This is a genomic window from Proteus vulgaris (assembly GCF_023100685.1).
Taxonomy (GTDB): Bacteria; Pseudomonadota; Gammaproteobacteria; order Enterobacterales; family Enterobacteriaceae; genus Proteus.
Genome location: NZ_CP090064.1, coordinates 1,004,389 through 1,024,723, shown reverse-complemented (window position 1 = coordinate 1,024,723; position 20,335 = coordinate 1,004,389). Strand labels below are relative to the sequence as shown.

The window sequence follows — 20,335 nt, the reverse complement described above, 5'->3', positions numbered from 1 at the left end:
CCTTTATAGCTGAACACCAGAGAAGGACATGAAACCTAATGCCATCAACCCTGTGGTGACAAAAGTAACGCCTAATCCTTTCATACCTGCCGGTACATCCGCGTACTTCATTTTCTCACGGATAGAAGCCAACAATACGATGGCTAACATCCAACCAATTCCAGAGCCGAAACCATAAACAATAGACTCACTAAAGTTATAGTCACGTTGTGCCATAAATGACACACCACCGAAAATGGCGCAGTTAACGGTAATAAGAGGCAAGAAGATCCCTAATGCGTTATACAGCGCAGGGAAATAACGGTCTAAAATCATCTCTAGGATTTGTACCAGTGCCGCTATCACGCCAATGAAAGTGATAAAGTTTAAGAAACTTAAATCGACACCTTCCATTAACGCATTATCACGTAACACATAGTTGTAAACCAAGTTATTCAATGGCACAGAAAGACCTAGAACAACGGTAACAGCGATACCTAATCCAAATGCCGTTTTTACGTTTTTAGATACAGCGAGGAATGTACACATCCCTAAGAAGAACGCGAGCGCCATATTCTCAATAAAAACAGCACGAACAAATAGGCTTATATAATGTTCCATGGCGATTAGTCCTCTTCAACCTGTGCAGGTTTTAATGTACGTAATCCCCAAATTAGCAAGCCAATGATAAAGAATGCACTTGGTGCTAACAGGAATAAACCGTTAGGCTGATACCAGCCACCATTCTGGATAGATTCCATCACGGTAATGCCAAATAATTTACCAGAACCGAAAAGTTCACGTAAAAATCCGACAAGGATCAAGATAGCGCCATACCCTAAGCCATTACCAATACCATCCATAAAACTTTCAATCGGTGGTGATTTCATTGCATAGGCTTCTGCTCGCCCCATAACAATACAGTTAGTAATGATAAGGCCAACGAAAACAGAAAGTTGCTTAGAGATTTCATACGCATAAGCTTGCAAAATTTGGTCAACAACGATAACTAATGAAGCAATAATCGCCATTTGAACAATAATACGAACGCTACTTGGTATGTAATTACGAATTAGTGAAATAAAGAAACTTGAGAATGCAGTAACCAGTGTTACAGCAATTGTCATCACGAATGCAGTTTCAAGTTTTGTTGTTACAGCCAGTGCAGAACACACACCCAATACCTGTAAAGCAATAGGGTTGTTATCTAACAATGGCCCAAGTAAAACGCGTTTAATTTCTTTTGTATCAGCCATTGATTTCTCCTTCACGTACTTTTTTCAGGAATGGGCCGAAACCTTTTTCACCTAACCAGAAGTCGAACATATGCTGGATGCCATTTGAGGTCAGTGTCGCACCAGAAAGTCCATCAATGCCATAAGGATTGCCAGAAGCAGCACCACTACGCACAATCTTGATAGCAGGTACGCCTTCTTCATTGATTAGACGCTTACCTTTCCATTGAGCTTTCCACTGAGGATTGTCAACCTCACCACCTAAGCCTGGTGTTTCACCATGAGCATAATAAGTAATACCTTTGGAGGTTACGCCATCAATATCAACCGCAATAAACGCATACATCACAGACCATAAGCCAGAACCATAAACAGGTAGAACGACTTCTGTAGTTTTGCCTTGTTCATCAAGCACAAAATACACTTCTGCAGTATTTGCACGTCGGCGAATTTTAGCTGCATCGTCTGCTGGTGATAATGCAATTGAAGTATCATCACTACGTAATGCAGCGTTTAAATCAAAATTGCCTTTGCTATCAGTCAGTTCACCTGTCTGGAAATTAACAATTTTTGCTTTAATACGAGTGTTGTATACTTTCAGTACATCTGTCGCACTCATTTTAGGTACGAGCAGACCCGCAACATCAAGAATATTACGTTGTTTATCAAGAAGCTTTTGTTCTTCTTGTTTAGACTTCAGTCCAACAGCCGCTCCAGCTACTACCACGGAACACACTAGACATAGAATAAATACAACGAGGAACGTTCTTGCGACGCTATCTTTGTTTTTCTCTTTAGCCACGAGCTATTCTCCGCTTAATATTCGCCTGAACAACCACGTAATCGAACAGTGGTGCAAATAAGTTTGCGAATAAGATTGCCAGCATCATACCTTCTGGGTAAGCCGGATTGACGACACGAATAAGCACAGCCATTACGCCAATCAAAATACCGTAAGCCCATTTACCTTTATCAGTAAACGATGCGGATACTGGATCTGTTGCCATAAACATCATACCGAAAGCAAAACCACCTAATACTAAGTGCCAGTGCCAAGGCATTGAGAAGAGAGGATTGGTGTCTGAACCGATAAAATTAAACAGGTATGACATTGCAATCATGCCCACCATTACCCCAGCAACAATACGCCATGAAGCAATGCGAGCAAAAAGAATGACAGCACCACCGATTAAAATCATCAGCGTTGAAACTTCACCGATAGACCCTGGAATATATCCAAGAAAAGCATCCATCCAAGAGATAGGTTGTTGAGTGGCGGTATTTAATAATGCACTTTCACCCGATACAGACCATTGTGACAATGGTGTTGCACCAGAAAAGCCGTCAGCCGCAGTCCAAACCAGATCACCTGAAATTTGAGCCGGATAAGCAAAAAACAGGAATGCACGACCTGCTAATGCTGGGTTTAAGAAGTTACGCCCTGTACCACCAAAGATTTCTTTTGCGATAACAACACCAAACGTAATACCTAATGCAGCCTGCCAAAGTGGTAATGTTGGCGGTACGATCAAGGCAAATAAGATTGATGTAACAAAGAAGCCTTCATTAATTTCATGGCCACGAATAAAGGCAAAAAGAACTTCCCAAAATCCACCAACCGCAAAAACTACAAGATAAATAGGTAAAAAGTAAGTTGCACCAAGTAGCATCTTACTTGCCCATCCAGCATCTGTAGTTAATGATGCGCCGAGGAATTCAGCAAGGCGATAATGCCAATCTGAAGCAATGATTTGCTGTAATTCAGCACCACTGTATAACTGATTAAGTGCAGGGATCGCTTGATGACCGACGTTATACATCCCCCAAAACATTGCTGGGAAAACGGCTAACCAAACTAAGATCATCATACGTTTTAGGTCAATAGTGTCACGAACATGACCACCATTACGCGTCACTGTGCCCGGTGTATAAAATACCGTGGTCACAGCTTCATAAAGTACGTACCATTTTGCTAGTTTGCCACCGGGCTCAAAATGGTGCTCTACTTTTTCAAATAAATTTTTCAAACCCATGAGTTACCCTTCCTGCTCAATTTTGGTCAATACTTGGCGCAGTGCTGGGCCATACTCATATTTGCTTGGACAAACATAAGTACATAATCCCAAATCTTCTTCATCCAATTCCAAACAACCTAATGCTTGTGAACTGTCTGTATCACCTACAACTAAATCACGTAATAAATGCGTTGCCATAATGTCTAACGGCATAACACGCTCATAGTTACCAATTGGTACCATTGAACGTTCGCCACCATTCATTGAGGTTGTAAAAGCAAAGCGTTTATTTTTTAGGAAGTGACCGATAGTTGTACGTGTGATAGAAAATTTATCGCTACCCGGCATACCCCAACCAAATAACTCTTTATCACGACCTTCTCGTAATACAGAAACTTGATTATGGAAACGACCTAAATAGTGATGAGCCTCATCAGATTTCCATCCCCATAGTACAGAGCCAGAAATAATGCGGTTTTCATCATCAACTAATTGATCTTTGGTTAACTCATAGAGATCAGCCCCTAAACAAGTACGCACTAAACGCGGTGCTTTTACTTGAGGGCCAGCTAATGCAACAACACGTTCAGTGTATAAAGAACCTGTTGTAAACAAGTAACCAATAGCAATCACATCTTGGTAATTTAAATGCCAAACCATTTTCTTAGCACTGACAGGTTCTAAGAAATGAATGTGAGTGCCTACCAACCCTGCTGGATGAGGTCCAGAAAATTGGTTATAACTAATTTGTCCGTCATTCAATTTTGCAGGCGATTTTTCGCCATGACAAACATAGACCTTTCCTTCAGTTAATCGGGTTAAAATAACAAGGCCATCATTAAATGCCTTCTCATTTTGCTCAATAATAACCATAGGATCGGCTGCAAGTGGATTGGTATCCATTGCAGAAACAAAAATGGCAACAGGTGTTGTACCTAAATGTGGAGTACAACTGTAAGGACGAGTCCTTAACGCAGTCCACATGCCCGATTTAACAAGGTTGCTTTCAACCTGTTCACGGGTTAAATCTGACAACGTAGCGCTATCATAGCGGTTGAAGGTGATTTCTTCGTTGCCATCAATTTCTATCACTATAGATTGGAACACACGGCGTTCACCGCGGTTAATTTCAACGACTTTACCACAAGCTGGGCTGGTGAAAACAACACCGGCATTCTTTTTATCTTCAAAAAGAATTTGCCCTTTTTTTACATGCTCACCTTCCGAAACCATCATAGAAGGACGCATACCGACATATTCTTCACCTAGCAGTGCTACGCGTCGAATCGCGGGTCCGTCTTCTATCACTTGGGCAGGCGCTCCTGCAATTGGGAGGTCGAGTCCTTTTTTAATTTTAATCATAAGATTTGCACAAGTTTATCAGTTAAACCCTAAGCTACAAATTCACCCCGAAAATGTAGCGACTCTGTAATAAAAACATCTTAAGGTGTTTTTGAACCTTAAGTTATTTATCTCCGATAATTGTTACTATTTTCTCTTATTCTGCCGACCTGAATTTTATCATCTCAGCCTAAACCTGTCTGACTATTCGAGTGATTTAGCTCAAGCAAATGGGAATATTATTTTGACTGAAACGTTAACAACTCGTATAAACCGAATTAAAATATCATCTTTCTCGACGATCGCTTAAATTTCACACAGAATATTTTGTAATAGAAAAGAAACCATCTCAGATTTTAATTTACAAATTTATTGCTTCATAGCAATCTACGATCTACTTTATCAACAAATTTTAAGCTATTTTTCTGATAAAACCATGACCAGTCACGCAAAACAACTAATCAGTTTTTTAACATTAATGTTAACTTCTTTATTAGTTAACGCTGAAAACAGTTCAAAATTTCTAATGGAACCTGTTAAAAAAAGCACAGGACGGCCTATCTATATTCAGATTTTCAAAGAAGAAAGCTTACTTGAACTTTATACAGAAAAATTAGATGGGCAATTAGAAAAAGTACGTACTTACCCTATTTGTAGCTATTCTGGTGGGTTAGGCCCTAAAAAATTTCAAGGTGATTTAAAAAGTCCAGAAGGCTTTTATCAGGTTAATTTTTCACAATTAAACCCGAATAGTCGATTTTACCGAGCTATCAATCTAGGATTTCCTAATCAATACGACAAATCAAAAGGATACACCGGGGATTTTTTAATGATCCATGGAGCGTGTAAATCGGTTGGTTGTTATGCAATGACAGATTCAGTTATGGATGAAATTTATCAGTATGCTGAACTAGCCCTGAAAAATGGACAATCAGTGATCAACATTCATATTTTCCCATTTAAAATGACTAACGAAAATATGAAGAAACATCACTATTCAACGGACATCGATTTCTGGCAACAACTTATGCCCGCCTATCAATATGTCGAAGAGCGCAAACAGATCCCTTCTGTTACTGTTAAGGATGGACGCTATCTGGTTAATAACACCTCAATTGTACCAAATCAACCCACCCTTAATTTATCACAAAATAGTGAAAGAAAATGGCTACAGGATACGCACACCACGATCAAATAACACAAACTCCCCCACAGGAATACGCTGCCAAGACTCATTTCCAGTAAGTGGTAATGTTGAAATAACAGAAACAACATCATCTGATTGTGTATGTTGCTGAAAATCAATTTCTACATCTTGATCAAGTAGTTTTGCTTTTCCAAAAGGCGCTTTTCGCGTGATCCAATGTAAATTTGTTGAACAATACGCCATAACAAATCGCCCATCAGATAACAGCATATTAAAAACCCCTTTTTGCCTTAATTGAGAGGCTAAAGTAGAAATAAAGCGAAACACAGCCAGCCAATTAGCAGGTGTTCGTTTATAACGCTCTTCAAGTTGATTTAAGATCCAGCAAAATGCTTTTTCACTGTCTGTTTGACCGATGGCTCTAAAGCGCCCTGTTTCAAGAGATTGATAGCCTTTTAATTGACCATTATGTGCATAAGTCCAATTTTTACCCCATAATTCACGGGTAAAAGGATGTGTGTTCTCTAAAGAGACATTTCCTCGATTCGCCTGACGAATATGAGCAATGACAGCCTCAGATTTAATCGGATACTCTTGAACAAAGCGAGCGACAGGTGAAATAGCACTGGCTTGAGGATCTTTAAATGTGCGACACCCTAGTCCTTCATAAAAGGTAATTCCCCAACCATCTTTATGAGGCCCTGTTTTGCCCCCTCTTGGAATTAACCCACTTAGACTAAAATTAATATCTGTCGGTACATTTGCACTCATGCCTAATAATTCACACATCGCTCACTCCTTCTTGTCGATGTTTATTGCTGATTTATAGCAATAATGACTTACTTTTCCATTTCTTTTTCAATTAATTGGATCAGAATATGGATAACTTTGATATGGATCTCTTGAATGCGATCAGCATAACCAAAATGAGGAACGCGAATTTCAATATCCGCTGTACCATCCATTTTGCCACCGTCTTTGCCTGTTAGCGTAATGACTTTCATGCCTTTTTCACGCGCAGCACTAATCGCTTTAATAATATTGCCTGAGTTACCTGAAGTTGAGATACCCAGCAGAACATCACCTTCTCTACCTACAGCTTCAACATAACGTGAAAATACATATTCATAGCCAAAATCATTACTCACACATGAAATATGGCTTACATCAGAAATCGCAATGGCAGGATAACCAGGACGATTTTCACGGTAACGCCCTGTCAGCTCTTCAGCAAAATGCATTGCGTCACAATGAGAACCACCATTACCACAAGATAATACTTTGCCACCAGCTTTAAAAGAATCTGCTAATAATACAGCTGCTTTTTGAATAGCTTCAATGTTTGCATCATCTTGAAGAAAGCGAGAAAGGGTATCTGCTGCTTCTGTTAACTCACCACGGATAAGATCTTGGTACATAGGATTTTTACTCCAGAAAGGGTAATCGAAATTTTCTGTTTCTCAGTGTAACGGATCCAATGTCATGAAAGAAGATACTCATTACCGACAAATGCTAACTTCTCTCATTTACGAATAATTTGTGAGCTATATTGTAATTAGAATGTAAATATATTGATAAAAGTTGGTGACTAGATTAGATCTAAATAACAAACAACAGGTCTGACCTCTGATCTCTTGCTAAATACAGGAGTTTATTATGACACTACTCAGTATTGCACTTTTCATTATTCTTATAGGCATACTTAGTTATCGCAAATTTGGTATTGCGGTAAGTAGCCTTGTTCTCATTGCTTACACTTTTGTAATGGGTCTAGCTAATATTTGGAGTTACTGGCTACTCCTCCCCGTTGCATTGGTTTTATTACCCTTTACACTTCCGTCTATTCGTAAAGCTTATATTTCAGCTCCTGCACTTAAAGCATTTCAAAAAGTCATGCCTTCTATGTCTAAAACAGAACAAGAAGCCATTGATGCAGGTACAACATGGTGGGAAGGTGAGCTTTTCCGTGGTGCTCCTGATTGGAAGCAATTGCATAATTATCCAAAACCACAACTCACCGCTGAAGAGCAAGCGTTCCTTGATGGCCCAGTAGAAGAAGTTTGTCGTATGACAAATGATTTTGAAATCACTCATGAGTTGGCTGACTTACCACCTGAAATCTGGCAGTACCTAAAAGATAATCGCTTCTTTGCGATGATCATTAAAAAGGAGTACGGCGGATTAGAGTTTTCTGCCTATGCACAATCCCGTGTATTGCAAAAACTGGCTGGGGTATCTGGTATTTTAGCCATCACTGTTGGCGTACCTAACTCTTTAGGCCCTGGTGAACTTCTTCAGCATTATGGTACCGATGAGCAGAAAAAACGCTATTTGCCTGGTTTAGCCAAGGGAGATGAAATCCCTTGCTTTGCTTTAACCAGTCCTGAAGCTGGCTCTGATGCAGGTGCGATCCCAGACAGTGGTGTCGTTTGCATGGGAGAATGGCAAGGAGAGCAAATATTAGGTATTCGCTTAAATTGGAATAAACGCTATATCACCCTTGCACCTATCGCAACCGTATTAGGACTAGCGTTTAAATTGCGTGATCCTGAACATCTTTTAAGTAACGATGAAAATCCTGGTATTACCTGTGCATTAATTCCCACCGATGTAAAAGGCGTTGAAATTGGCCATCGCCATTTCCCATTAAACGTTCCGTTTATGAATGGGCCTACTCGCGGTAAAGATGTTTTTGTTCCTATTGATTACATTATTGGTGGGCCAAAAATGGCAGGGCAAGGCTGGAGAATGCTGGTGGAGTGCCTTTCTGTTGGTCGTGGCATTACTCTACCTTCAAACTCTACCGGTGGATTAAAAAGTGTAGCGATGGCAACCGGCGCTTATTCTCGTGTACGCCGTCAGTTCAAAATTCCTATTGGTAAAATGGAAGGTATCGAAGAGCCATTAGCACGTCTGGCTGGTAATGCTTATCTTTTAGATGCTGCCGCAACCTTAATTACCACGGGTATTATGTTAGGGGAAAAACCTGCCGTTTTATCTGCTATCGTCAAATACCATTGTACTCATAGAGCACAACGTGGCGTTATTGATGCAATGGATATTGTTGGTGGTAAAGGGATCTGCCTTGGAACTTCAAACTTTGTTGCCCGTTCTTATCAAGGTTCGCCTATTGCGATCACAGTTGAAGGTGCCAATATTTTAACACGTAGTATGATCATTTATGGTCAAGGTGCTATTCGTTGCCATCCTTATGTGTTAGATGAAATTGCCGCAGCACGTGATAGCAATCTACATGATTTTGACCGAGCCTTATTTGGCCATATTGGGCATGTTGCAAGTAACACCTTACGAAGCATTTGGTTAGGTATCACTAATGGCCGTTTAAGTACATCACCAACCAATGATGAAACACGTCGTTACTATCAGCAAATTAACCGCCTTAGTGCCAATATGGCTTTATTATCTGATGTTTCAATGGGTGTTTTAGGTGGAAGTTTAAAACGTCGTGAACGTATTTCTGCTCGTTTGGGTGATATTTTAAGCCATATCTTCCTCGCTTCTGCGGCCTTAAAACGCTATGAAGATGAAGGGCGCCATACTGCCGATTTACCATTAGTACATTGGAGTGTGAAAGAGTGTCTATACCAAGCTGAAAATGCAATTGATGAACTGTTACGTAATTTCCCGAGCCGAATGATTGCAGGTACTATGCGCGCTATTATTTTCCCTCTTGGTAAAGCGCAAAAACTGCCATCCGATAAACTAGACAGTAAAGTGGCTCAAATTATTCAACAACCATCTGAAACTCGCGATCGTATTGGTAGAGGCCAATTCTTAACACCTTGTGAACACAATCCACATGGTTTAATGGAAGAAGCGTTGCTTGATATTTTGGCAGCAGAACCTATTTTCGACCGTATTTGTCGCCTCTACGAGAAAAAATTCAGTTTTACTCAATTAGATAAGTTAGCAGATAAAGCGTTAGCGGATAAACGAGTGACTCCAGAAGAGGCTGATATTTTACGTAAAGCTGAACAAAGTCGCTTACGGAGTATCAATGTTGATGAGTTTGACTTTGATGCACTGGCGGTCCCCGCAAAAAAGCCTAAAACGAGTAATACCAAAACAGACAAAGCAGCCTAGTTTATTTATATAAGGGCACATCATCCGCCCAATAAAACAAAACACCTCATAACTAATTAAGTCATGAGGTGTTTTTATTTCAATCAAAGTGGGCTAATAAAAACGATTAATTAGAGATCCAACTCCAACGCTAATAATTCTTCTATGGTTTGGCGGCGTCGAATTAATCGAGAAGCCCCTTTTGTTATTAATACTTCTGGAATAAGAGGACGACTATTATAATTAGATGACATTGAAGCGCCGTAAGCCCCTGTATCATGAATAATTATGTAATCACCCACTTGAGTTTGAGGTAATAAACGAGGGGTAACAGTGCCACCTTCCTGCTGAGTAAAAACATCTCCCGATTCACAAAGCGGGCCTGCAACAATAGTTTCTTGTAATTCTGTCATTGGCTTTATTTGCCCATGATTATCTAAAACTGAAATTTGATGGTAACTTCCATACATCGCAGGACGCATTAAATCACTAAATCCGGCATCCACCAGCACATAGTGACGACTTCCCATCGATTTAACCGCCCTCACTTGAGAAACTAATACACCAGACTCAGCCACTAAGAAACGCCCCGGCTCGATTTCAAGCTCAATATCATGACCAAGATGTTGTGCAATACGTTGACGTGCTTTATCCCATAACGAAAAGTAGTGGGTTAAATCGACTGTTACATCACCTTCTTGATATGGCGTTGATAATCCTCCACCTGCTGAAATAGCATTAATATCAACTTTAGAGGTAAGCACTTGCTCAACCATTGCATCACATACACTAGCGAGATGTTGATAATCAACACCAGAACCAATATGCATATGAAAACCAACTAGAGTTAAGTTGTATTGTTGGATCACAGATAATGCTTCAGGGACATCATCGAACCAAATACCATGTTTACTATTTTCCCCCCCTGTATTGGTTTTTTGGCTATGCCCATGACCAAATCCAGGGTTAACTCTTATCCAAACAGCATGCCCTTGATTGCGTTCACCTAATTGACGAAGCATATCAATAGAACCTGCATTAACAGGAATATCTAACTCAATAACACGCTCAATAGTTCTTTCATCCAGTAAATCAGCAGTAAAGACAATCTCGCTTTTTTCTCTACCACCTTGATAGCCTGCCACTAAAGCACGTTCGATTTCACCTAATGAAACCGAGTCTACTTTTACACCCTGCGCTTTCATTAAACGTAAGATATGAATGTTTGAGCAAGCCTTTTGAGCAAAGCGGACCACATCAAACGATTTTAGTTGAGCAATACGTTCAGAAATTGTATCGCCTTGATAAATCCATAATGGCGTTCCATACGTTTGTGCGAGTTGATATTGAGCCATAGTGATTGATGTTGTCATAATATTTACTCATAAAAGTCACCGGTGAATAAAATGATTATTAATTAACTTGAAAAGGAATAAAAATATCAAATAAGCTACACTCTATTCATTTTTGATATAGGAATAATAAATGAAAGCTCCTTTTAACTGGCGACATATTGAGATATTTCATGCTGTAATGACGACACAAAATCTCACTGAAGCGGCTGAATTACTGAAAACTTCGCAACCTACTGTAAGTCGAGAGTTATCACGTCTTGAACATCTATTATCATTTAAGTTATTTGATAGGATAAAAGGCCGACTTCAGCCCACGGCAGAAGGATTACGCTTTTTTGAAGAAGTACAACGCTCTTATTATGGTTTAGATAGGATCATTAATGTTGCTGAAAGTATTCGTCATTTTCGACAAGCTGAACTAAATATCACTTGTTTACCTGCATTCGCTCAATCATTGCTACCTTCCATTTGTCGTCAATTTATTGCTCAACATCCTGATGTCAATTTAACTATCGTTCCTCAAGAATCACCATTATTAGAAGAGTGGCTATCTGCTCAACATTATGATTTGGGCTTAACAGAACACACGCAAACACCAGCAGGAACTCAACAAGAAACACTGTTAACACTCAATGAAGTTGCCGTTTTACCTAAGTCACATCCATTGTGTCAAAAAGCATTGTTACACCCGTCTGATTTTCAGAACGAGCGCTTTATCAGCTTATCTGTTAATGATCCTTATCGACAGCTCATTGATGCCGTTTTTATTCAAGAAGGAATAACGCGACAATTAATCATGGAAACACAAAGTGCTGCATCTATTTGCGCCATGGTCAGTGAAAATATCGGTATTTCAATTGTTAATCCTATTACTGCTCTTGATTACCTCAATAAAACACTTTGTATTCGCCCTTTAAGCTTTACAATCCCCTTTACTATAAGTTTAATTTGCCCATCTCATCGCCCATCATCACAACTGGTTTCCTATTTTATTGATGTAATGAAAAGTACATTAGCGAATTACCCTGAACGCTTAAAGCTCGCTTTTACCCGATAAACCAAGCCAATGCGGAGAGGATGAAAACCATTCAACAAGAAAATCGAGCAATACACGTACTGCTGCTGGCATATTTTGCCGACTCGCTAAAACAGCATAAATCCCCATAGGTTGAGCTTGATAGTCAGCTAAAACGTGTTCTAACTCTCCACTTTCAAGATAAGGTTTTGCTGAATAATAAGGCTGTAATGATATCCCAGCTCCTTTTAACGTGGCTTGCAATAAAACAACGGATTCATTGGCACTCAAATTACCACCAACGGGAACAGAATAACGTTTATCCTCTAAATTGAATTCCCATAAACTACGCCCAAAAAAACGATAAGTTAAACACTGATGTTGAGCGAGATCATCCGGTGTTTTTGGTATTCCTTTTTTTACTAAATAATCTTTATGAGCACATACTACAGAAAGGCATGTTGCCAGCGGTCGTGCAATTAAATTAGGCTCAAGATGATTAGTAATACGCAAAGCAATATCAATGCGCTCTTCCACCAAATTCACCGTTTGATTAGTAATTTGTAAATCGACGGCAATTAAAGGGTAACGTTGCATAAACTCACAGATTGCAACAGATAAAATGCTATTTGCTAACGATTGTGAACTGGTTATACGAACAAGCCCACTAATTTGATGGCGCTCCTTAGGAATATTGGCGGGGATACGTTCTGCCATTTCTAATAATTGTAAGCTCTGTTCATAAACCATATCACCAACAGATGTTAAGCTCTGTTTACGTGTCGTTCTATGTAATAAACGAACACCCGCCCATTCCTCCATTTCATTTAAATAACGAGTTACCATAGCTCTAGACATACCTAGATAATCAGCAGCTTTTATCATGCTACCTTGCTTTACAATGGTCACAAAAACTTCTGATGCTTTTATTTTATCCATTTTATTTGCTCGATTTACGCAACAATTAATTGCCTGAAATGGGGTTTTTCTCTTGTTTTATGCAACATATTATAGTCAGCAACAACATTATGGAGAAAACAAAAGATGAAAAAATTACTTCCTTTAACACTTGCAACAACCGCCTTCTTCGCAACGTCAGCACTAGCCACTGAATTAACATTAGATATCTATAATCCTGGAGAGGCGAGTGTTTTCCCTGTTTCTTCTGAAATTATTTATGGTGATAAAGATGCTGTTTTAATTGATGCACAATTTCAAAAAAATGATGCACAAGCCTTAGTTGATAAGATCAAAGCTTCTGGAAAAAACCTGACTTATATCTATATCAGCCATTCAGATCCTGATTTTTATTTTGGATTAGATGTTATTACTGATGCGTTTCCAAATGCTAAAGTGATTGCAACTGCACCCACAATCAATGCTATCAACGAAACCCAAGCAGGAAAACTTGCCTACTGGGGGCCAGTACTTAAAGAAAATGCCCCTAAAAAAATCATCGTTCCTGAAGTGGTAACAGGCGATAGTTTTTCTATTGAAGGAGAGACTATTTCTATCAAAGGATTAGATAGTCAATCTCCAGATAGAACATATCTTTATGTTCCAAAACTGAATGCAGTGATGGGGGGTGTTTTAGTTTCTGAAAATATTCATGTCTGGTTAGCAGATACTCAAACTGTTGCCGAGCGCCAACATTGGGTTAAAGCATTGCAACAAATAAAATCACTCTCACCAAAAACCGTTATTCCAGGTCACTATTTACCTGAAGCAACATATAGTCTACAAGCAGTTGACTTCACGATGAATTACCTAATTGAGGCTGAGAAAAATCTTGAAAAGACAAAAAATTCAGATGAATTTATTGCAGTGATGGAAAAAACTCATCAGAATTTAGCAGATAAATCAAGCCTAGAGCTCAGTGCAAAAGTACTTAAAGGAGAGATGCAATGGCCTCAGTAACAAGCAGTACAGGTAATACTCAAAGTACTAAAATATTGCACTATGTTTATGATCCTCTTTGTGGTTGGTGTTATGGCATTGCTCCCTTAATTGAAGTAGTGAGCAATATATTTCCTGATGCTATCAGGTTACATGGTGGTGGTTTGTTTACACCAGCAAGAGCCGTAACCGGTGGTCAATCATGGAAAGAACACGTCACACCAATTGATGAACGTATTAGCCAGTTATCAGGTCAAGTTTTTAGTCATGCATACCGTGACGCTCTTGGTAACACAGAAATGGTACTAAACTCTTTGTTACCTATTTCAGCTATTCTTGTCGCTCAAATAATGGGAAAACGTGACGTTTATTTATTAAAAGCATTACAAGAAGCCTATTACCTTGACGGCCTAAATATCAGTGATAAAAACACACTGTTATTTATTGTAAAAAAGCTAGGCTTTGATGTTGAACAGTTTGCATTTTTACTGTCTGAAATTAATGAAGCACAAACTCAACAACATTTAAGTCAAACACAGCAATTAATGAGTCAAGTTAATGGTCGTGGTTTTCCGACGCTATTTATTGAAGATGCACAAGGTTATCACCTAATACCAGTTGAAAAATATTTAGGTGATACAAAACGTTGGCAACAATTTATAACAGAAAATCTATAATCGATTTTACAGTGTGCTGATTTACTTATGTATTTCCGCACACTACCTTCTTTATTATTCAAGACATTACCCATTTTAAATATTGTAAATATAAAATTATCAATAAACTAAAAATAGAAACTAAGCACCATTAGTGTCGAAAAAGATAAACAAGAGCCAAATGCGACTTTGTTTAAATATTCTTTTGTGGTTATTAATACTATGCAATACACACAAAGCCCTAACAAAGAAGCACCTAAAAGAATATAAGGTAATTTTTCAAACCCACACCATGCGCCGATTGCACCAAACAATTTCACATCACCAAAACCCAATACACATTTTTGATAAATAAAATATCCCCATAAATAAACACCATAAAAAAGCCCTGTTCCCATTAAAAAACCATAAAAAGCATGATGAAAAAGAGCCAGTCCATATGTAGTGTAATTTATTGATAATCCTAAAAATAACAACCAAAAAGTTAAATCATTAGGCAGCAAGAAATAGTCAGCATCAAAAACAGAAAGCGTTAATAAATAAAAAGTTAACATTGAAAATATTATCAATAAAGATAATGAATTAATTGCAGTCACCCAATAAAGAAAAATAACAAAATAACTAAAAATAAGCTGATAACGCCGAGATTTAGGTAACAAAGATAATAATGAATAAAATGTACAAATTTTAATTGCCATGAAAAAACAACTAAGAAAAGAGAGCAAGAAATCACGTTTAAAGAGAAAACCAATAAAGCTCATAAATATCAATCCTTTGTTTTTCAAAACTCCTATTAGCTAACTGTATAAGAGAATAAATCGAACACCGAGAATTTCTTTTATAATCACCCTAAAAACATGAAATTTTGAGACAAAACTCGCAAGAAAATTCACGCTATAATAACGACAAAAGTAAAGTGATAACTTGCATGCCATAATGTCATGCGTATGATGCATATCACATATTTTATTTATCACGGTTAACCATCTTTTACGTAAGGGTTTCACGTTATGCGTATTCCTCGCATTTATCATCCAGAACCACTCACAACAGGCACACAAACAACATTAGATGACGAAGCATCTAATCATGTTGGGCGTGTATTAAGAATGTCTACAGGACAAAAACTGGCATTGTTTGATGGTTCAAACCAAGTGTTTGATGCTGAAATCATTGAAAGCACAAAAAAATCAGTCACAGTGCAAGTAAATGAAGGCATTGTTGATGATAAAGAATCCCCTCTCGATCTCCATTTAGGGCAAGTATTGTCTAGAGGTGAGAAAATGGAGTTTACTATTCAAAAATCAGTAGAGCTAGGTGTAAATACAATTACACCACTGATCTCAGAACGCTGCGGTGTTAAACTAGATCCAAGCCGTTTAGAGAAAAAACATCAACAATGGCAAAAAATTATTATCTCGGCATGTGAACAGTGTGGTAGAAATACGCTTCCACAATTGATGCCAGTGATGTCATTAGAAGAATGGTGTGCTCAAAATGATGATAGTTTAAAACTCAATTTACACCCTAGAGCAAACCAAAGTATTAATACCTTACCCTTACCTGTTAAAAAAGTGCGCTTATTGATTGGCCCTGAAGGTGGGCTTTCCCCCGAAGAAATTGCCATGACAACAGAGCACCATTTTACTGATATTTTATTAGGTCCTCGTGTATTAAGAACTGAAACAACAGCGCTCACCGCAATCACCGCTTTGCAGGTTCGGTTCGGCGATCTGGGATAAAGGAGAAGTAATGATTAAATTAGGTATTGTGATGGATCCAATTTCATCCATCAAAATCAAAAAAGACACCAGCTTTGCCATGCTATTAGAAGCACAGCGCCGTGGTTGGGAAATTCATTATATGGAAATGAACGATCTTTACCTACACCAAGGTGAAGCACGCGCTCATACTCGTTTACTCAGCGTAGAAGAAAACCCAGAAAAATGGTTTGAATTTGGTCAAGAGCAGGATATTGCTTTAGGTGAACTTGATACTATTTTAATGCGTAAAGATCCGCCTTTTGATACCGAGTTCATCTACGCAACCTATATTTTAGAGCGCGCAGAAGATATGGGAACACTCATTGTTAATAAGCCACAAAGCTTGCGTGACTGTAACGAAAAACTCTTTACAGCATGGTTCCCAACTTTAACACCAGATACCTTAGTTACCCGTGAAGCTAAACATTTACGTGCCTTTCATGAAAAACATGGCGATGTGATCTTCAAACCATTAGACGGTATGGGTGGCGCATCTATTTTCCGCTTGAAAAAAGACGATCCTAACGTAGGTGTTATTATCGAAACACTCACAGACCATGGTCATCGTTTCTGTATGGCGCAAAACTTCTTACCTGAAATTGTTGATGGTGATAAGCGCATTCTTGTTGTAGACGGCGAACCTGTACCTTATTGCTTAGCACGTATTCCTGCAAAAGGGGAAACTCGTGGCAATTTAGCGGCTGGTGGTCGCGGTGAAGCTCGTCCATTAACAGAAAGTGATTGGGCAATTGCACGTCAAGTCGCACCTATCCTCAAGCAAAAAGGCCTTATTTTTGTAGGCTTAGATGTTATTGGCGATCGCTTGACTGAAATTAACGTCACAAGCCCAACTTGTGCGCGTGAAATTGAAGCAGCGTATCCTGATGTGTCTGTAACAGGCATGCTAATGGATGCAATTGAAGTACGCCTAAACAAGAAAAACTAACTTTTAATCACTCTCGCTAAAGGGTTTAAAAGTCTGAACCTAGCCCCTACATATAAATAAGTGGTGTACATTAAGAAATACAATGTATAAAAGGGCTAGGTTTTTTACTAAAAATGATCAGGGAACAGTATTACTATTATGAATTTACTTAACCATTTTCTTATTGCTATGCCTTCATTGAGCGATCCGTTATTTGAGCGTTCGGTCGTCTATGTTTGCGAACATAATGAAAACGGTGCGATGGGCTTAATTATTAATAAACCTATCGAAGATATCTCAGTGGAAGGCGTATTAGATCAACTGGAAATTTTTTCAACAGACAGAGATGAAGCGATTAGCTTACAAAAACCTGTGATGTCAGGAGGCCCAGTTGCAGAAGAGCATGGTTTTATCTTACATACTCCGATGTCAGGTTTTAGCTCTAGCATAAAAATCAGTGATAGCACCATGATCACAACATCTAAAGATGTATTAGAAACCTTAGGCACAGCAAGACAACCAGAAAAAACATTGGTCTCTTTAGGTTATTCCAGTTGGGAACAAGGCCAATTAGAAAAAGAGATTTTAGAAAATAGTTGGCTTACAGTTGAAGCATCGCCTCAAATTATTTTTGATACCCCCATTGCTGAACGTTGGCATAAAGCTGCTGAATTAATTGGGATTAATATCCATACTATTTCACCTATAGCGGGTCACGCATAATGTCAAACAGAACTGTAATGGGCTTTGATTTTGGCACTAAAAGTATTGGTGCAGCTATTGGTCAAGAAGTCACAGGAACTGCTAGACCTTTAGCTTCATTTAAAGCCAAAGACGGCATTCCTGATTGGTCTCAGATCGAAAAAATCATAAAAGAATGGCAACCTGATTTAGTCATTGTGGGTTTACCTCTTAATATGGATGGCACGGAACAATTAGTCACAACACAAGCTAAAAAGTTTGCAAATCGCCTCCATGGTCGATTTGGTGTACAAATTGCCTTACATGATGAACGCCTTAGTACCGTTGAGGCTCGTGCTCACCTTTTTGAGCGTGGTGGTTATCGTTCATTAGATAAAGGCAGTGTGGATGCAACATCTGCCGTTATTATTCTTGAAAGCTGGTTTGAACAGCAATGCTAACAAATACCAGTCATGTAAAACGACTATTCTTATTAATCTCGCTCTTAATCAATTAATCTCGTTGAATTAATCCTTCATGTTGACGTTGTTGGCGACTTAACATGAAGGTTTGCATGCCATATTCACTACCCGTTTGCATCAATGTTGTTACTTGGTGATATTTCCCTTCTCTAATAAGATGCGAAATGCCCTGCGTAACCTGCATTATTTCAAATAATGCCACCCGCCCACCGTCAGTTGAAGGTACCAACTCTTGTGAAATTATCGCCCTCAAACTGCATGCTAATTGTGATGAAATCCATTGACGCTCATTACCTGCAAATACGTTAGTAACACGCTCAAGTGTTTGTGTTGCACCTTGAGTATGCAAAGTAGCTAGAACTAAATGCCCTGTTTCGGCTGCGGTTAATGCTAACTTAATGCTTTGTGCATCTCTTAATTCCCCTAGCATAATAACGTCTGGATCTTGACGTAAAGCCCCCTTTATTGCACTTGCGCTATTTTGCACATCGCGCCCAACCTCTCGTTGCTGAACAACACTTTGTTTATTGCTATGTATAAATTCGATTGGATCTTCTAATGTCAAAATATGCTGACGTTGATATTGATTTAAATGATTGATCATCGCGGCTAATGTCGATGATTTGCCACTGCCTGTAGCCCCAGTAACTAAAATAAGCCCATGAGAATAGTTATCTAATAATGTTGAAACCGACTTGGGTACTCGAAGTTTATCTAAAGAAGGGATTTGTGTTTCAATTATTCTTAATACTGCTGAAACACCTTTTTGTTGGCGAAACAAATTAATACGAAGCCGTTGCCCACAAGGCAACGTAAGTGCTGCATCAATCTGCCCTTCATTCTCAAAAGTTTGCTTTTGGGTATCATTCAAAAAAGGCCTGAACCACGCAAGTAGACTATCGGATGTGATAGGTTTACATTGATTTTGTTGATAAAGTATTCCATTGATCCGTAATCGTGGTACATCGCCACAACAAAGATGCAGATCAGAGGCGTTATGCTTTACACTATACGCAATTAAATTTTCCATTTTCATCTTATTATCTCCTGAGTTGCCATGAATACTATTAAACAGAATCTCGTCAATGTCAGGTCTCACATTGACACAGCAGCGCAGAAATGCGGCCGTTCTTCAGAAGAAATAACACTACTTGCAGTAAGTAAAACAAAACCTGCGAGCGATATCGAAAAAGCAATCGCGTGTGGACAAACTGAATTTGGTGAAAACTATGTCCAAGAAGGTGTTGATAAAATCCATTATTTTGCTGATAACCACGCTTTAATTTGGCACTTTATCGGTCCTCTACAGTCAAATAAAACGCGCCTTGTTGCTGAAAATTTTGATTGGTGCCATACCATTGATAGATTAAAAATCGCTCAAAGATTAAGTGACCAACGTCCTGACTCATTGCCACCATTAAATGTCCTTATTCAAATCAATATTAGCGATGAAAACAGTAAGTCAGGTATTAATCTGACTGAACTTGATGGGCTAGCAGCACAAATTTCTATTCTTTCAGGCATTAAATTACGCGGATTAATGGCGATCCCTGCACCTGAAAGCAATTATGACAAACAAGTTGAAGTGTTAGAGAAAATGCATCTCGCATTTAAACAATTACAATCTCAATATCCCAACATAGATACATTATCTATGGGAATGACGAGTGATATGGAAGCGGCTATTGCTTGTGGCTCAACACTCGTTCGTATTGGTACAGCAATTTTTGGCGCAAGAGATTACGCGACTAAGTAAAAATAG

21 protein-coding genes are annotated in these 20,335 nt (G+C 38.8%); 10 read left to right on the top strand and 11 right to left on the bottom strand.

The window, feature by feature from the left end:
• Nucleotides 1-3: 3 nt before the first annotated feature.
• The 5 genes from nqrE to LW139_RS04845 are packed head-to-tail and all read right to left on the bottom strand — an operon-like array spanning nucleotide 4 to nucleotide 4,591.
• Entirely contained in the window at nucleotides 4-600 is a 597-nt protein-coding gene (gene nqrE, locus LW139_RS04865) for an NADH:ubiquinone reductase (Na(+)-transporting) subunit E (RefSeq protein WP_006534792.1), read from the bottom strand.
• Nucleotides 601-605: 5 nt separating this feature from the next.
• Nucleotides 606-1,235 (bottom strand): NADH:ubiquinone reductase (Na(+)-transporting) subunit D, encoded by a 630-nt coding sequence (locus LW139_RS04860; RefSeq protein WP_072070899.1) that lies wholly within the window; start codon nucleotides 1,233-1,235, stop codon nucleotides 606-608.
• On the bottom strand, nucleotides 1,228-2,016 hold the full coding sequence (locus tag LW139_RS04855; protein ID WP_166540988.1) for a Na(+)-translocating NADH-quinone reductase subunit C: 789 nt from the start codon (nucleotides 2,014-2,016) through the stop codon (nucleotides 1,228-1,230). Before LW139_RS04855 ends, LW139_RS04860 begins: the two co-directional genes overlap by 8 nt.
• A complete protein-coding gene (locus LW139_RS04850) occupies nucleotides 2,009-3,247 on the bottom strand; it encodes an NADH:ubiquinone reductase (Na(+)-transporting) subunit B (RefSeq protein ID WP_247850709.1) in 1,239 nt (412 codons plus the stop codon). The genes LW139_RS04855 and LW139_RS04850 overlap by 8 nt, the downstream gene beginning before the upstream one ends.
• 3 nt (nucleotides 3,248-3,250) lie before the next feature.
• On the bottom strand, nucleotides 3,251-4,591 hold the full coding sequence (locus tag LW139_RS04845) for a Na(+)-translocating NADH-quinone reductase subunit A (RefSeq protein ID WP_247850708.1): 1,341 nt from the start codon (nucleotides 4,589-4,591) through the stop codon (nucleotides 3,251-3,253).
• Between the two features lie 415 nt (nucleotides 4,592-5,006).
• Between LW139_RS04845 and LW139_RS04840 the strand changes: the two genes are divergently transcribed.
• Nucleotides 5,007-5,768 carry a L,D-transpeptidase family protein gene (locus LW139_RS04840; protein ID WP_247850707.1) on the top strand — a complete coding sequence of 254 codons (762 nt, stop codon included), beginning with the start codon at nucleotides 5,007-5,009 and terminating at the stop codon, nucleotides 5,766-5,768.
• Here the strand turns inward: LW139_RS04840 and LW139_RS04835 are convergent.
• Nucleotides 5,739-6,506 (bottom strand): class II glutamine amidotransferase, encoded by a 768-nt coding sequence (locus LW139_RS04835; RefSeq protein ID WP_166540990.1) that lies wholly within the window; start codon nucleotides 6,504-6,506, stop codon nucleotides 5,739-5,741. The two genes, LW139_RS04840 and LW139_RS04835, sit on opposite strands and share 30 nt — an antisense overlap.
• Before the next feature lie 50 nt (nucleotides 6,507-6,556).
• Nucleotides 6,557-7,135: a D-sedoheptulose 7-phosphate isomerase gene (gene lpcA, locus LW139_RS04830; protein ID WP_072070905.1), complete on the bottom strand. Its 579-nt coding sequence runs from the start codon at nucleotides 7,133-7,135 to the stop codon at nucleotides 6,557-6,559.
• Nucleotides 7,136-7,373: 238 nt separating this feature from the next.
• On the opposite strand from lpcA, the gene fadE reads away from it, so the two are divergent.
• Entirely contained in the window at nucleotides 7,374-9,821 is a 2,448-nt protein-coding gene (fadE, locus tag LW139_RS04825) for an acyl-CoA dehydrogenase FadE (protein WP_166540991.1), read from the top strand.
• A 110-nt stretch (nucleotides 9,822-9,931) separates the two neighbouring features.
• On the opposite strand, the gene lysA is transcribed toward fadE, so the two are convergent.
• Nucleotides 9,932-11,173: a diaminopimelate decarboxylase gene (gene lysA / locus LW139_RS04820; RefSeq protein WP_247850706.1), complete on the bottom strand. Its 1,242-nt coding sequence runs from the start codon at nucleotides 11,171-11,173 to the stop codon at nucleotides 9,932-9,934.
• Nucleotides 11,174-11,285: 112 nt separating this feature from the next.
• On the opposite strand from lysA, the gene LW139_RS04815 reads away from it, so the two are divergent.
• The gene (locus tag LW139_RS04815; RefSeq protein ID WP_247850705.1) at nucleotides 11,286-12,212 is read left to right on the top strand and encodes a LysR family transcriptional regulator; all 927 of its coding nucleotides are present in this window, start codon (nucleotides 11,286-11,288) and stop codon (nucleotides 12,210-12,212) included.
• Here LW139_RS04815 and LW139_RS04810 read toward each other — a convergent pair.
• Nucleotides 12,189-13,109 carry a LysR family transcriptional regulator gene (locus LW139_RS04810; protein WP_247850704.1) on the bottom strand — a complete coding sequence of 307 codons (921 nt, stop codon included), beginning with the start codon at nucleotides 13,107-13,109 and terminating at the stop codon, nucleotides 12,189-12,191. The genes LW139_RS04815 and LW139_RS04810 overlap by 24 nt on opposite strands.
• A gap of 105 nt (nucleotides 13,110-13,214) precedes the next feature.
• Here LW139_RS04810 and LW139_RS04805 point away from each other — a divergent pair, with 105 nt between their 5' ends.
• Entirely contained in the window at nucleotides 13,215-14,087 is an 873-nt protein-coding gene (locus tag LW139_RS04805) for an MBL fold metallo-hydrolase (RefSeq protein ID WP_247850703.1), read from the top strand.
• On the top strand, nucleotides 14,075-14,743 hold the full coding sequence (locus LW139_RS04800) for a DsbA family protein (RefSeq protein ID WP_166540995.1): 669 nt from the start codon (nucleotides 14,075-14,077) through the stop codon (nucleotides 14,741-14,743). The genes LW139_RS04805 and LW139_RS04800 overlap by 13 nt, the downstream gene beginning before the upstream one ends.
• A gap of 107 nt (nucleotides 14,744-14,850) precedes the next feature.
• Here the strand turns inward: LW139_RS04800 and LW139_RS04795 are convergent, their stop codons facing one another.
• Nucleotides 14,851-15,483 carry a prepilin peptidase gene (locus LW139_RS04795; protein ID WP_227336531.1) on the bottom strand — a complete coding sequence of 211 codons (633 nt, stop codon included), beginning with the start codon at nucleotides 15,481-15,483 and terminating at the stop codon, nucleotides 14,851-14,853.
• Nucleotides 15,484-15,732: 249 nt separating this feature from the next.
• Between LW139_RS04795 and rsmE the strand changes: the two genes are divergently transcribed.
• The 4 genes from rsmE (at nucleotide 15,733) to ruvX (ending at nucleotide 18,552) form a co-directional block, all read left to right on the top strand.
• Nucleotides 15,733-16,464 carry a 16S rRNA (uracil(1498)-N(3))-methyltransferase gene (gene rsmE / locus LW139_RS04790; protein ID WP_247850702.1) on the top strand — a complete coding sequence of 244 codons (732 nt, stop codon included), beginning with the start codon at nucleotides 15,733-15,735 and terminating at the stop codon, nucleotides 16,462-16,464.
• A 10-nt stretch (nucleotides 16,465-16,474) separates the two neighbouring features.
• The gene (gene gshB, locus LW139_RS04785) at nucleotides 16,475-17,431 is read left to right on the top strand and encodes a glutathione synthase (protein ID WP_072071100.1); all 957 of its coding nucleotides are present in this window, start codon (nucleotides 16,475-16,477) and stop codon (nucleotides 17,429-17,431) included.
• A 138-nt stretch (nucleotides 17,432-17,569) separates the two neighbouring features.
• A complete protein-coding gene (locus LW139_RS04780; RefSeq protein ID WP_109409437.1) occupies nucleotides 17,570-18,133 on the top strand; it encodes a YqgE/AlgH family protein in 564 nt (187 codons plus the stop codon).
• Nucleotides 18,133-18,552, top strand: a complete 420-nt coding sequence (ruvX, locus tag LW139_RS04775; RefSeq protein WP_109409436.1) for a Holliday junction resolvase RuvX — start codon at nucleotides 18,133-18,135, stop codon at nucleotides 18,550-18,552. The genes LW139_RS04780 and ruvX overlap by 1 nt, the downstream gene beginning before the upstream one ends.
• Nucleotides 18,553-18,604: 52 nt before the next feature.
• Here the strand turns inward: ruvX and LW139_RS04770 are convergent, their stop codons facing one another.
• Nucleotides 18,605-19,609 carry a type IV pilus twitching motility protein PilT gene (locus LW139_RS04770; RefSeq protein WP_109409435.1) on the bottom strand — a complete coding sequence of 335 codons (1,005 nt, stop codon included), beginning with the start codon at nucleotides 19,607-19,609 and terminating at the stop codon, nucleotides 18,605-18,607.
• A gap of 21 nt (nucleotides 19,610-19,630) precedes the next feature.
• Here LW139_RS04770 and LW139_RS04765 point away from each other — a divergent pair, with 21 nt between their 5' ends.
• On the top strand, nucleotides 19,631-20,329 hold the full coding sequence (locus LW139_RS04765) for a YggS family pyridoxal phosphate-dependent enzyme (protein WP_166540999.1): 699 nt from the start codon (nucleotides 19,631-19,633) through the stop codon (nucleotides 20,327-20,329).
• Nucleotides 20,330-20,335: the final 6 nt, after the last annotated feature.

What these genes read in the sequence shown, in the direction of transcription:
- nqrE (WP_006534792.1), bottom strand. Translation starts at nt 600, where the DNA reads ATGGAACATTATATAAGCCTATTTGTTCGTGCTGTTTTTATTGAGAAT.
- LW139_RS04860 (WP_072070899.1), bottom strand. Translation starts at nt 1,235, where the DNA reads ATGGCTGATACAAAAGAAATTAAACGCGTTTTACTTGGGCCATTGTTA.
- LW139_RS04850 (WP_247850709.1), bottom strand. Translation starts at nt 3,247, where the DNA reads ATGGGTTTGAAAAATTTATTTGAAAAAGTAGAGCACCATTTTGAGCCC.
- LW139_RS04845 (WP_247850708.1), bottom strand. Translation starts at nt 4,591, where the DNA reads ATGATTAAAATTAAAAAAGGACTCGACCTCCCAATTGCAGGAGCGCCT.
- LW139_RS04840 (WP_247850707.1), top strand. Translation starts at nt 5,007, where the DNA reads ATGACCAGTCACGCAAAACAACTAATCAGTTTTTTAACATTAATGTTA.
- LW139_RS04835 (WP_166540990.1), bottom strand. Translation starts at nt 6,506, where the DNA reads ATGTGTGAATTATTAGGCATGAGTGCAAATGTACCGACAGATATTAAT.
- lpcA (WP_072070905.1), bottom strand. Translation starts at nt 7,135, where the DNA reads ATGTACCAAGATCTTATCCGTGGTGAGTTAACAGAAGCAGCAGATACC.
- fadE (WP_166540991.1), top strand. Translation starts at nt 7,374, where the DNA reads ATGACACTACTCAGTATTGCACTTTTCATTATTCTTATAGGCATACTT.
- lysA (WP_247850706.1), bottom strand. Translation starts at nt 11,173, where the DNA reads ATGACAACATCAATCACTATGGCTCAATATCAACTCGCACAAACGTAT.
- LW139_RS04815 (WP_247850705.1), top strand. Translation starts at nt 11,286, where the DNA reads ATGAAAGCTCCTTTTAACTGGCGACATATTGAGATATTTCATGCTGTA.
- LW139_RS04810 (WP_247850704.1), bottom strand. Translation starts at nt 13,109, where the DNA reads ATGGATAAAATAAAAGCATCAGAAGTTTTTGTGACCATTGTAAAGCAA.
- LW139_RS04805 (WP_247850703.1), top strand. Translation starts at nt 13,215, where the DNA reads ATGAAAAAATTACTTCCTTTAACACTTGCAACAACCGCCTTCTTCGCA.
- LW139_RS04800 (WP_166540995.1), top strand. Translation starts at nt 14,075, where the DNA reads ATGGCCTCAGTAACAAGCAGTACAGGTAATACTCAAAGTACTAAAATA.
- LW139_RS04795 (WP_227336531.1), bottom strand. Translation starts at nt 15,483, where the DNA reads ATGAGCTTTATTGGTTTTCTCTTTAAACGTGATTTCTTGCTCTCTTTT.
- rsmE (WP_247850702.1), top strand. Translation starts at nt 15,733, where the DNA reads ATGCGTATTCCTCGCATTTATCATCCAGAACCACTCACAACAGGCACA.
- gshB (WP_072071100.1), top strand. Translation starts at nt 16,475, where the DNA reads ATGATTAAATTAGGTATTGTGATGGATCCAATTTCATCCATCAAAATC.
- LW139_RS04780 (WP_109409437.1), top strand. Translation starts at nt 17,570, where the DNA reads ATGAATTTACTTAACCATTTTCTTATTGCTATGCCTTCATTGAGCGAT.
- ruvX (WP_109409436.1), top strand. Translation starts at nt 18,133, where the DNA reads ATGTCAAACAGAACTGTAATGGGCTTTGATTTTGGCACTAAAAGTATT.
- LW139_RS04770 (WP_109409435.1), bottom strand. Translation starts at nt 19,609, where the DNA reads ATGAAAATGGAAAATTTAATTGCGTATAGTGTAAAGCATAACGCCTCT.
- LW139_RS04765 (WP_166540999.1), top strand. Translation starts at nt 19,631, where the DNA reads ATGAATACTATTAAACAGAATCTCGTCAATGTCAGGTCTCACATTGAC.